Consider the following 12,379-nt stretch of genomic DNA (forward strand, 5'->3'; position numbering starts at 1 on the left):
AATACAAAATTAAGCTAAGCAATAATACAGCAGAATGCAAGCTTAATTATCTAGCACCTCACAGAGGAAAGTTGCCCTTCCTAAAACGTCCGCTCCCGTTATCGTAACGGTTTTGACTCCTGTATGGGCTGCATTCCATACAGCGTCAGCTTGCCCATCAGCACCTACACGATACCAGTTAAAGCGGTGTGATTCTATCGTTGCTGTTATATCTTCGGATCCTTTGTAGACCTTTGGCTCAAGGATTGTGGAAACGACACCGTTTTTGAAGGCAATGCCATTGGAACTGATTATCTCAACTCGATAAGGAATCCGCCCTTCCATCTCTTCACGCAACTCATCTGGGCTGTATCCATCAGCAAAATTAGTCCCTGGTCCGACTTCAACATATCGCGCTTTGATGGTTCCTGCTACAATCTTATCGGCATTTAGGGATTTAATATGACCATCATCAATGACAGCTTGATCAATTTCTGCTGAGCCAATGGCGGCATTACCAATCATGGCCCTTAAAATGGCTGCGTCTGCAATGACTCCACTCTCGGCGGTGATCGTCTTTGCTACCAACTCATTTGCTGAAATTGAGTTTGCCATAATTTCATTTCCCGTAATCGTCTTCGATGCAATCTCCCTGGCTGTAATCGAATCCATAACAAGCCTATCACCGGTTATCGTGTTTGCATGAATGTGTTTGCTGCCATCCACGGCGGCTTCAGCGATTTTCGGATTCGTTATGGCACCATCAGTTATTCCTTCAGAATAAACCCCCTTTTCATCATAGAGAACGGTCACTCCGTCAGCGCCACGGACACGCAAACCATATAAGGTCCCATCCGCATTTACATCACCAATAGATATACGTTCGATAGGGACTGTCTGATCATCAAAAACTTGCAATCTATTTCCAGTGATTCTTAGATGTCCATTATCGCCCTGCAAGGTTACAAGCGCAGTATCTATGATACCTGCAACAATCTTGTTAGCTACTAAACTCACAATCTTTGCATCTGTGATACTTCCATCGGCAATCTGTGTTGAACCTACCGTACTCCTTTCGATTATAGCCCCATCAATAAAGGCTCTTTGAATATTTGCGTTAATGGCATCAATAACGGCGGTTTCAATATGCTGTGAAGTAAGTGCGCCAATTGCCGCCTGGTCAATGACAGCTTGTCCAATAGCTGCGTTTTCAGCATATAAATTGATTGCGTCCACAACGCTTGATTGAATGTGCTCTGCTGTAAGCTCACCTATCTTGGCCACGTCAATTTCGGCAGTGCCGATATAGGCATTAATTGCTTCAACAACATTAGCCTTAAGAACATCAATGCTCATGCTTCCACTTTTAATGGAACTGGCATCGATATAATCAATGACTCCCCCATGGATAAAGTCATTTCCTGCAACAGCGTCAAAACCCGCTCCAGGATTCTTTTGATATGCCGCAGGGGAATTGTTAATGGCACGCACCACAACGTCCTTGATGGTCTCTGGATTTGAACCATCCCCGCTCAATCCGTCAATCTTTGAATAGTGAATGAGGTGACCGTTTGTGTCATCATTGATCGCGGAAACAATTCGGCTGGTGACGCCGTTTGTGTAGTCGGCACTCTCCAATTCCACTGCAGTTCCAGGAATCTGCTTCTCATGCCAAGTGTAGATTAAGGGGTTAAGTCCTACCCCTTCAACTGCACATTGATTATTCACTTTGTCAAATACAATCTTGCCCTTGGCAAAGGAGCGCTCAACTTTCGTGGTGTCTTCAACATAGATAGGAGTTTCTGCCTTCCATTTACCCAGCTCGAACCCGTGGAGGTATCGCTCAACCTTTTCATTGAGGGAATAGCGGCTTTTAGGTGCAAGGCTGTATCCGTCAAAGTTATACAAGGTGGATAGCATTTTCCCGTATAAATAGAGTAGCCTATTATCATTTACAATATCCGCAGTATCTTCCACAAATATGGAAATCCCTTTTTCTTGCTGGGCTTTATTAAGCTGGAGGACTTTTGAAGAAATAATGGAAGGGTCATTTTTTATTCCGTCTGTAACAAACACATTTCGGGAAAGGTAGATGTCACCTTCAAAAATGCTGAGCTCTTGCTGATAGGGGTTTTTCGAGTGGGGTTTGTTCATGACGTTTGTTTCAATGTCACCGGTTAGAATGGCAACCAGCATGCGGCTATGGATATATTGAAGGAGGTGATTTTGAGTATTGCGATCCAGTCCGCTTTCAAATCCAAAACTATCTAGAAAGATTCCATGGAAACCCTTTGCCTTGAACCAATCGATCTCATATTCAGCAGCACTGACAGTGAGATTGGCGCAGTCAACTATTCCATAAAGCCGCGTCCCGCTCTTCTTTACTTCATTGAGAAAAAAGTCAAATGAGGATGATTCTTCTTTTCGGAGGATTACATGGGGGATATAGCTGAATGCACTAATTCTTTTTTCTATCGAATCGTATGTGTTTATTGAGGCTCCGGTGTAGTTGATGAACATCGGGCTTCCAAAGTCATTTACATCTGCTTTATCTGCCTTAGTTTTTAGGGAACTGGAAATGCTTTGGTCCAATTCTTCAATTCCCATGACCTGTTCAATTCTTTCGATGGATTCCTGCAGCTCATTCACATCTTCTGCAACTACATAATCGCCATTAGGGTCACCATCATAAGATGCATTTCTTTTCCTTACAAACTTGGAAAACAGCAAAGGAAAATTAAATTTCATTTGGTACTCACCTTCTTTTTCATGGTATGTCTCTTTATAACCATTTACTTTGAATTTTTTCCATAATAAAGAGGAGCGGAATGCCCGCCCCTAGTAATTACTGCCTTTTTTAGGCTGCTTTTCGATGATGCCGTTGCGGCCATCATATTTTACCCATTTCCGGAGGTTTTCATCGTAAACTTCTATTTCAAAATGGGTCAGATTGGGGTCATCAACATAACTCCATTGAAGATGGGTCTTGCCAGTTTCCTGCTCAAAATACTGGAATATTCCTAATGGAAAATTCATGCCTGCCTCACTCCCTTGTGTTAGAATTGTCCTATATATTTAAGAAAGAAGGTTAATAGAGTTGAAAAAAATTGATGTGATATATAAATTGCTCCAGGTCGATGAGGGCTATAATAATATGCTTAAACCATTAGCTAGTACTAAACTTGAAATCTTTGATATCTTTGAAATCAGTTTAGAAAATCCCATTAGGTTGTTTATTGGCGATATGTTCACTAACGAAGAAATCGGTTCTGTTTATTATGAAAATACCAGTACATATGAAGCGTCTGCAGAAGAAGTAAGAGATCATATTCTGCAATTTGATGATGGCCTTTTAAACGAAGCTACTATAGAGGAGCTCGGAGAGGTTTGCATGTATTTAGCTGAAATCGATGGAGACATTTCTTTTACCTGCCAGCATTTTAAAGACCTGGGAGTTGAATTCAAACTTTTAGAAGAAAACCGGTTTGCAGAACATCTCTTGTTTGAACTTCTTAAGGATGATGCTGTGAAAAAGGAATTCGGCAAAAAGGTTGAAGCCAGCTTAGCAAAATAAGATTTCAAAGGAGCAATTGATGTGGCACTAGATAACTTTGTAAGAACCGTTCATGAAATTGATCAGCATTGGGAAGGGAAACACATGAACTGTACCTATTGGATTGGCCGTAAAATGTCCGGAGGCTTCACAATCTTTGGTGCCGATGAAACTGGTGTAATTACAATTGAAAAGCGCGGCCATTTCGATACCTACCGTTCTGCCAGGGAGTATCTTAAAGAGAACTTCCGCTTTAAAGGAAGAATGGTTTTGGTTAAATAGAAATGGAGGGGCTAAATGCCCCTCTTTATTTATTCCCACTCAATGATGCAGTACGTTCCATAAGCGACATGTTTATCAATGGATTCTCGTACATGTTCCTCCGAAAGAGTTCCTCCATAATTAATCAGGATGGATTTTGGCAGCGTCACAATCAGGACACCGTTTCTATAGAACGCTTTTCCATCCCAATTTCCGATATCCCAATATCTTTGCTTGCCCTTTACCCGTTCATCTATTTTCTTACCAGACATCTTACCTGTGATACCGCCGCCCCTAACCCTGGCATCCATGACAACTACTTCATTTACATTTGTGTGTTCCCTCACCTGGACTTTGGCCAATAAGAGATACATAGGATTAGACTTTTGAAGGTTTCTCCATTCTTCGCTGCTGAAACAGTGACGTATGGAATACCCGCCTTCTGATTCCGGGACAATGTATATGTGAATGGACTTATTGAGCAGTTTTGCCGATGGCACTTTCTTGTATTCTACCTTTTCCTCTCCATTGACATAGGTTGTCATTGGCAGTGTTGAGTAATGGCCTACTGATGGATTCAAGTCCAGATGGAAGAATGTTTCGAACTGTCCGTTGTAGTACCCTTTGTAATCGTAAAAGTCTTCAAAGTACGCATACTTAGCGAACAAGCTATCTTTAAAGGACACATTCTCATTTAGAAGAAAAATTCCATTTTGGATATCGTAATCCTTAACAGTTAATTCCTGATCATCAAAGTAACCATAATCCGCATAGACAGGCCCAACTGGATCATATTTAAAAATAACAGCACCTGTTTCGTAATCAAGTCGGTAACTGGTTGCCGGGATGATATTATTGTTGGTGGCTTTCCCTGTCGTCGTTTTCAGTACTGGAACGGGCTGTATCATCCAGTTTACTTTGCTTCCATAAAGAATGACTTCTTTTGTCTTGCTATCCATCCTTTTGTTTCTAAGGAGGTCATTGGAGACTCTTCCATTTTTGTAAAGGCGCTTATATAGCCTAAAGTTGCGGTGAGAATAACTGGCATAAATCTTTCCAGTTACAATCTGACCCGGGAAAAAGACAGTACCTTCCTCGTGATTAACCTCATAAGGGAATTCTTCAAAAATCTCTATTGCGTTCCCATTATGCTGCTCGTCAAGATACAGGTGGACCGTACCTCGGACCCAATGGGTTTCCCTGGCTCTAAAAAGTGTGCCTTCACTTTCGGCCAGTCCTTCAACAATAAGCTCTTCTTTAATTACCTCTCCTTTTTTTACGAACAAGTTGTGGTGCGGAACCTTTACTGTGTTAGGCGTCAGGTATTCCATTTCTTTTTCCACTGTCATAATTCCGATGGAAGGATTAAAGATTTGAGAGTCATACTCTTTAATAGAGTACTTTTCTTTTTTCAAGAATCTTTCTTTGTATTTTTCCATTACGGATGGATCTTGATAGCTATATAGTTCAGACCATTCTTTGTAGCTTAGGCCATCTTTTGTAAAATGGCCATTATGGATTCTCGCGTACCAGTTCTCCTTTGCATCCTTGGTCTGAGGAGTCTCCACGTACATTTTTCGATCATCCATGAGCTGCAGGCCAAAATTTCTTTTGGAAGCACGGATGGTTTCAAAGCCTGTCTCTGCATGAAGTACAAAACTTGGTTTGTCGGTTGCCCAGAAAATGTCTTTATAGCCGATGATTAATTCCTTGCTGTGATACCATTCAATCCCCGTTTTGCGGTCAAACAGCTTAAGATTCACCAGTGTATTCTCTCCATCATCGAAATCACCAAGGGCAATCTTATAGAAGACCTTATTTTTGTCATACCATTCTCGTCCGCTTGGAATTCCCGGCAGGAGTGAATGGAGATATCCTAAGTTTTTCAGACCTTCTTTTTTGCTGACAGTTACATCATAGGAAACAGGAGTTCCGTATCTTCTTTCATATCGGCTGTACTCCATTCCTGTCGTACTGTCCATTCCGAGAATGAGCTTTTCATATATAAATGGCACAATCGTATATGAAAAAGAAATTGCCGGACTGATTCTTGTGATATTTGCGCTGTCAAATCCTTCAGCCTCTATATCAATTGTCGAAGAATTAGGCTTGGTGCTGTATGCGTAGAGAGCCTTCTCCCCTTCATTAAAAGGTACGCCTTTAACAGCCCCTACTGTTTCTACAGCGACATTATCAAAAGTAATCTTCCCGAAGCCGTTACCATCCGCAAACCCAAGGCGGATTTTAATAGTTTGGGGTTTATCCATACGGAAAGAGATATCTATCTTGATTCCATTCTTCTTCCCGATCACGCCGATAGAAGCAGCAATTTTCTCCCCGGCCAGATTATAGATGCCTATCTTGGCTCCATCTGTTGTAATGCCTCTAACATTTTCCGTGGTTAACCAAGCCGAAACCTTATAATCATCGACTGGAAAATAGATACTTTCGCTTTCCCAAAAAGCATGCGCCCCAACATCGCCATTTGTTGAGTTCAAGGTAATCGTCCTCACTCCAAACAGCGTCGATTCTGAATCGTGAGAGAACAAAACAGTTTGTCCGGCTAGTTTCTTTGTGTTCCAGGAAGGTATGGCATTCGTGGTACTTGCAGACCATTCTTTTAAAGGAACACCCTGGGCATCTACACTTCCGGCCTCAAAATCACCATTATTAATAGGAAAGACCCGGTTTCCATCCACTGCATGCTCGAAGCTGCCAACTGCATTGTAGAACCATGGTTTTGCATATACCTTTACATAGTCTTTAATGTTTGGCGCAAGAATTTTCTTGGCAACAATCTGATTAGAATCGTAGTCGCTTCTATCATTGATGTAAACATCGTTATTGTTCACCTTGTATTCCTGTGCAAATAAATTGTCCCTATGATAGACAAAATCGTTTCGCCAAGGCGTCAGCACCCATTGCTCTTCTGCATGGTGGAGTATTGCGTTAAGAATCAAGCTTAGGCTTTCTTGCTGATTGTGATATAGGCTCCTAAATAGTCCGCTGTTGGATACAAGGATTGTCCCCTTTCCGAAAACAGTTTTCTTAACAAGGGATGCCCCTCCATTTATATGTTTAACGATTTGCTGCCATTGAGCCGCTTCCTCGTTCTGTCCAAAAATTATTGCCGGGGAGGTGCCCGGGTAGCCAAGATTAGCCATGCTGGTAATAGAATACAGTCTGTTCGAATATGGGGAAGCCGCTGGGAATTCCTTTATCCCGAATTCATTTGTGCTGTTAGAGAATGAGATATCAAATAAGAAGGAGTTGCCTTTGCTTGTATTGAAGTCAAGTACCTTGATGCCACTTCCCGCGTTATCAACAATAAGCGTTCCGCCATTTTGAAGGAAATGCTGAAGCTTGTCTTTATGCATAGACAAGTCGGTCTTCCCGTATCCTGTAATAACAAGAACATCATAGTCCTCGTAGTGATGCTCCGGCATATCAAGGTCAGCCATCCAGTAGCGGATATCCCGCTTAAGAAGATCCGGTTCTGGTGTGTGGGGATTTATCAATTCAACATAGGATGGGAGGAGTATGGATTCATTTAGTGCCTTCCCAATGGAAGCAAGGTTTTCAACCCCTTGGGCTTCCTGTACAAAATGAAAGCCAATGTAAAGTTTTCCTGGGTTTGTTTCGCTTAACTTTGTTTTCAGCTTCGCCTCCACACGGTGTTTAAACTGTTGGGGTCTTCTTGTCTGGTAATTGGCAATCATGACGTCAGACGTTGCGTAAAAAACAAAATCATTATTGTCTTCATCTGCCGTGTAGATTTTAAGGTGTTTGTACTGATCTGGGTTAGCTTCCATCTCGTCAATGGTTTCCCTGAATTCATCCGGTGTCACCCTGCTGAAAAACGGATAGGCTTTTAAAACCTCTTCCCTCACCTCTGTTTGCTGGATATCAGAGCGGTAATGTGGATAGATAACCTTGTACGTAAGATTATTTTTATTGAGGAAATTAGTGAAAAGGACTATTCGGTAAACGAAATTCTCTTCCCGTATCAATTGGACCTTGTATACATCCCCTTCGTTAAGTGGTCCCCCATTAGCTTCGACACGAATACTGTTTCCGACAAACACCAGCTCCTGCCTTCTTTCCGGCACGATTTCTTCAAAGGCTTTGGCATCCTGTTCCGATTCTATTGAAAACCCGCCAGAGTAAGGAAGAACCTGAGCAGTTCTTACATCAAATCGACCATTAAGCTCCATCCGATAAAACACTGGGCTCGGTATGTCCTGACGATTCTTTCTGATTGTAAATTCATCCGTTATGCTTACAGCGTCAGTCGGGAAAATAGATTGTCCCGCTTCAGTCTCCAGCATGTAATCTTTATTGGGGTATACGAGGTAATCTTTTTCAATAAAACTTGAAAGGCCATTCTCTGCAATATGAGAAGAGACATCCTCTAACAAGATGTTCTCTTCCGGAGAAATAGGCTTTGCCTGTACATATGCGAGGTTTGCACTGTTCTTCGGAACTTTTTGTCCGATACGAATGGCATAACCCCTATTTCTAATGGAATCACGGATATGATCCTTATGGGGTTTCAATTCCATGTCTTACTTCCTCCCATTCTTGAAGCTTATTCAAAATGAGCACTAGCTCCGAATCCTTTTCATTTGTCTCCAGGATATAAATTTCATCCATTGTAATTCGTCCATCCTGATTTAAGTCTAGAATGTCGAAAAGGAATTCGTCTTCATATCTTTCAAGGCCTTCATACATAAGAAGGTAATTGATGATTGCTGATTTAGCTGCCATCGTATTTTTGCTTTCTCTGCTCAGCTGTTTTTGGGTAGCTCTCAGGACCGGGCACAACAGCATTTTATAGCCGACACCAATATTCGCGTCCCTATCTATGATCCAAATATAGTCTTCTAGCAGCTCTCCATCCCTCGCCGCTTGAATGTAAGGGGCATAATACTGGAAAAGATATTGCCCTGAGCGTTTTTGCGCTTCTGCTGCATCCTTTGATATATGCCTTGTGATAAACCCCTTGCTGGCTATGACTTCGATATTGGAGTGAGAAAGGAAATTCCCCTGGTAATCCAGCGGCTCAACAATCAATGTAGAAAAGCTTGCACCATCAGCATGAAGACGGTCAGGTGTGGCTGTGATACGGAAGCTATCTGTTTTGTTAATTGTATTAGTTACGTATAGGAAGCCTTCGTGATTCTGGTTTTGAATTGGGTTCATATCAATCATTGTCGCAAGCTTCTTTGGCTCTCCATAACGATTCCCTTCCTGATAAACAATCCTTTTTCCGCCGTCATGCTTAGCGAAGTCGATCCTGTAACCATCTACAGCTTTAATGTTGTAATCAATAGTATAGGTGTCGTTCACCTGATAGGTTGCCAATAGTGTTTTACTTCTTAAGTTTTTCTTAATCTGTTCAGGAAGTGAGAAGTGAAATCTTTTTCCTTCAATCCAGTAAGGCTCTCCTATTTTCTCACCATCTTCAGTTCTAATCGCAATGTCCCTGAATTGTTCATCCAGATTATCATAGGAAACTTCTATATAATCGCTTTTTCCATCATAGACAAAAGGCTCTTCATTCCAGGTCCTATATGCACCTGTTTCAAAATCAAAGAAAGAGACTTTCCTAAGCGTTTCTCCATCTTCCTTTTGTACAAGAATAGGAGAGTGATCAATCGGAGCTACTGGGATTTCAGACCATGTAACATTTTGCCCGCTGATACCTCCATCGAATAAAGATTGCATGGTAGCGGTTGGGAGCAAGGAAGCAATATCATCATCACTGTCTATTTTCTGATTAAACAAAGCCCATTCTTCAAGGATGATAGGCTCCTGTACAGAGTCCTCTTCAGCAAAAATCAGCTTTTGCACTGTAAGGGCTAGAGTGCCAGCTTCCCTACTTTCTGATGCATTACCGTTGACCAGCAATGCTGCTTCATTTTGGTTCCAAGATGCTATTAAATGTACTGTACCTGCAGAGGATAGACTTTCGGCAACTGAAAGGGCATGGCCTTTAACATTTAAGGTAAACACTCCATTCAGGTAATCAATACGCAGCTGTCCATCATCTGTCCTGAAGATCATCTGGGGAACCGTAATGGATTGCTCCTGAAACCATTTAGGTGCTGAGAGCTTGATATAAATACTTCCAGTTGAAGCAGGGAAACCATTCTTCACAGGATAAACTAATTCAGAATTTCCTCTTTCCGCAGGAAAATCATCGTTATCATTTGGGATATATTCAGAAGCGTAATCCCTCTTTTCAGCCTGTACTTCCCCTACCACTAATTCGCTGCTCGTCTTAAAAACAAGTTCTACTTGCTTATCAGAAGGAGTATCCAGCACAAAACTCGAGCGCTCTTTTAAAAGGCTATCAATTGCGTTATCAAGTAGTACGGCAGTCCCTTCTTTTACTTGACATGTTCCTGTGCCAAACCCCATATACGAAATGGAGTTTTTGCCGGCTGATAGAAAGAGTGGCTGTTTCATAAAAGCAGGTGCTGTAATGCTCCCTTTTAGCTTCATGAAGTTTACATCGTCAATTTGTATCGCCTTTATTTCTACTCCATCCATTTGTTCATTGGTAGTCCAGGCTACGGATTGAGGCTCTTCGATGGAGCAGCTGTAAAAATACTCTCCGGCCTCTCCACCCATCCTTACCTGCCCAGAAGAGAATAAGGCAGATTCAAAACGGAATACAGACTGACCATTAAATGAAACCGTAAACTGCGATCCGATTGAGAGTACTTCCAGGTCATTGATTTCCAGGGCTCCTACAGGGACTTCCCCGTATGCTTTCTCCGCCCCTTTTACAATGGCGCCTATTTGAAGAATTTGATCCTTATTAAATGTTATAAATAATAAGTTGCTGTCATTTATATATTTGGGAATGAGTGTCATGGATTCTACTGGAGAGGGCAGGGTAACTTTTGTTTTACTATGCCCGTAATTCTCCTGGGAAATGGACACATAACCGGCACTTTCAAACAAAATAGCGTCCAAAGTAGCGTGTTTTACTATCGTTCCTGGCTGTGTGTACATGCTTGCACCACCTTCATTGTGTTTTCTTCTGAAAATCTAACCTATAAAACTTGCAAATGTCCATAAGTAAAGAAAGGGAAAATCTCCGATACTCTTGCTGTCTCTGTCTTAAAGCCCCTTGTCACCAAAAAAAGCAGCTCTCATATGAGAACTGCTCCTGAAACTCCATATTAATCATGAATATTAAATTCATTCGGATCCACAAATGTGCCAATGAAAGGGACCCGAGAGGCTGTATGCGAATATGGATCCATATTTACATTCTTAGACCATAGGATTATTCCGTTTTCTGTTAAACTTGTTTTGTCTGTATTTGTGTTTACTGGATAGATATCGCCTACCGGCTGATAGTTTTCATCTAGTGTATGAATTTGACCCTGTACGTCGTAATCAGTTTCAAGCAGTCCAAGAATATAGTGATATTTCTTTTCTGGGTCATATCCTGCATAAGCTATCTTAGCATATCCCATTTCATTGAATTCAGTCTGCAATTCAACCTGCTCATTGGTATTAATATCAAGAATTGCAAACTTTCCTTCTTCTATATAATCTTCATTGCCCAGGTGAAATATGGTTTTCTTTTCTTCATCAAAGAAAATGGCTGGAGCATCTTCAGAGGCACGCAGGACCGCTTCATCTACAGAATAAGGAATGACTTGGTTAGAACCATTTAAAAGGAGAACCCCATTGTCTAAATCGTAAGCAGCCAACCCACTGGTAGAGGGGATAACTTCTCCCCAATAAAAGTCATTGTTTTCCAAGTAAGCCACCTTTTTTTGTTCACCTAGAGTTCCGTCGCTATTTATTTCTCTTTGGACCACCAGCGTCTTTAGAGCATCCGAATTTTCTAATACCTTATTTCCTGGCTCGGTATAAATGAAGAAAAGCTGGTTCATGTAGAGATCCACCATCCTAAGCTCCATTCCATCGAATTCACTATCTACTTGAATATCACTTTCCATCGTGAATTTTTGGGACTCATCACTGCGAATATATAAGCCAATTTGTCCCAGTTCCCCTATGGGCTTTTCAACAGAATCCGTGCCAGTAACTCCATGATATAGGATGTACCTTCTTGCTGTCTCAAAATCTTCTTGATTTGGTTTTATGCGTTCGTATGTAAGTATCTCAAGCATATTGATCTGTTTATATTCTCTTGTACCTGTATGATACTCTTTCATTTCACTGTGAACATATGCTGAATCCCGTGCATTATCCTCTAATGCTGTTTGTTTTGAATCGTCAATATCCCTGTTTAGAATATCTTTAGGGTCGAATTCCCCATTGCTCACTTGAAAATTCAGCGGAAGGCTTATTACTTCATTTACTTCGAAACCTTCTGCAGCAGCTGTATCTTCACTATCCTCTACCTCTTGGGAATTGGACTCTCCTTCATCAGCTGAAGACTCACTTTCAACATTTTCTTTCTCTTCTGATACTGGTTCACTTGTTTTGTTCGCCTCCTTTTCTTGCGAGCAGCCTGCTGCAATTAACAAGAAAGCAAACACTATAGTCATCCCCCTGAATCTCTTCAAATAGAACTCCCTCTTTCAGCATTATTTA

7 protein-coding genes are annotated in these 12,379 nt (G+C 41.4%); 2 read left to right on the forward strand and 5 right to left on the reverse strand.

Annotation, left to right across the window (positions count from 1 at the left end; translation table 11 throughout):
• Nucleotides 1-42: 42 nt before the first annotated feature.
• Both IRB79_RS27830 and IRB79_RS27835 read right to left on the reverse strand, forming a co-directional pair.
• A complete protein-coding gene (locus IRB79_RS27830; protein ID WP_243509900.1) occupies nt 43-2,727 on the reverse strand; it encodes a hypothetical protein in 2,685 nt (894 codons plus the stop codon).
• A gap of 90 nt (nt 2,728-2,817) precedes the next feature.
• The gene (locus IRB79_RS27835; protein WP_243509902.1) at nt 2,818-3,015 is read right to left on the reverse strand and encodes a hypothetical protein; all 198 of its coding nucleotides are present in this window, start codon (nt 3,013-3,015) and stop codon (nt 2,818-2,820) included.
• Between the two features lie 61 nt (nt 3,016-3,076).
• Here IRB79_RS27835 and IRB79_RS27840 point away from each other — a divergent pair, with 61 nt between their 5' ends.
• Nucleotides 3,077-3,553, forward strand: a complete 477-nt coding sequence (locus tag IRB79_RS27840) for a hypothetical protein (protein ID WP_243509904.1) — start codon at nt 3,077-3,079, stop codon at nt 3,551-3,553.
• A gap of 21 nt (nt 3,554-3,574) precedes the next feature.
• On the forward strand, nt 3,575-3,814 hold the full coding sequence (locus IRB79_RS27845; RefSeq protein WP_243509906.1) for a hypothetical protein: 240 nt from the start codon (nt 3,575-3,577) through the stop codon (nt 3,812-3,814).
• 29 nt (nt 3,815-3,843) lie between these two features.
• Here the strand turns inward: IRB79_RS27845 and IRB79_RS27850 are convergent, their stop codons facing one another.
• The 3 genes from IRB79_RS27850 to IRB79_RS27860 form a co-directional block, all read right to left on the reverse strand.
• A complete protein-coding gene (locus IRB79_RS27850) occupies nt 3,844-8,355 on the reverse strand; it encodes a zinc metalloprotease (protein WP_243509908.1) in 4,512 nt (1,503 codons plus the stop codon).
• Nucleotides 8,336-10,816 (reverse strand): hypothetical protein, encoded by a 2,481-nt coding sequence (locus tag IRB79_RS27855; RefSeq protein ID WP_243509910.1) that lies wholly within the window; start codon nt 10,814-10,816, stop codon nt 8,336-8,338. Before IRB79_RS27855 ends, IRB79_RS27850 begins: the two co-directional genes overlap by 20 nt.
• A 170-nt stretch (nt 10,817-10,986) precedes the next feature.
• Nucleotides 10,987-12,324 carry a hypothetical protein gene (locus tag IRB79_RS27860; RefSeq protein WP_243509912.1) on the reverse strand — a complete coding sequence of 446 codons (1,338 nt, stop codon included), beginning with the start codon at nt 12,322-12,324 and terminating at the stop codon, nt 10,987-10,989.
• Nucleotides 12,325-12,379 lie beyond the last annotated feature (55 nt).

The sequence above is a fragment of the Cytobacillus oceanisediminis genome (genome assembly GCF_022811925.1).
Taxonomy (GTDB): Bacteria; Bacillota; Bacilli; order Bacillales; family Cytobacillaceae; genus Cytobacillus; species Cytobacillus oceanisediminis_D.

Bases quoted from the DNA above. Each gene is read 5' to 3' on its own strand.
- IRB79_RS27850 (WP_243509908.1), bottom strand. From the start codon at position 8,355: ATGGAATTGAAACCCCATAAGGATCATATCCGTGATTCCATTAGAAAT.
- IRB79_RS27855 (WP_243509910.1), bottom strand. From the start codon at position 10,816: ATGTACACACAGCCAGGAACGATAGTAAAACACGCTACTTTGGACGCT.
- IRB79_RS27830 (WP_243509900.1), bottom strand. From the start codon at position 2,727: ATGAAATTTAATTTTCCTTTGCTGTTTTCCAAGTTTGTAAGGAAAAGA.
- IRB79_RS27835 (WP_243509902.1), bottom strand. From the start codon at position 3,015: ATGAATTTTCCATTAGGAATATTCCAGTATTTTGAGCAGGAAACTGGC.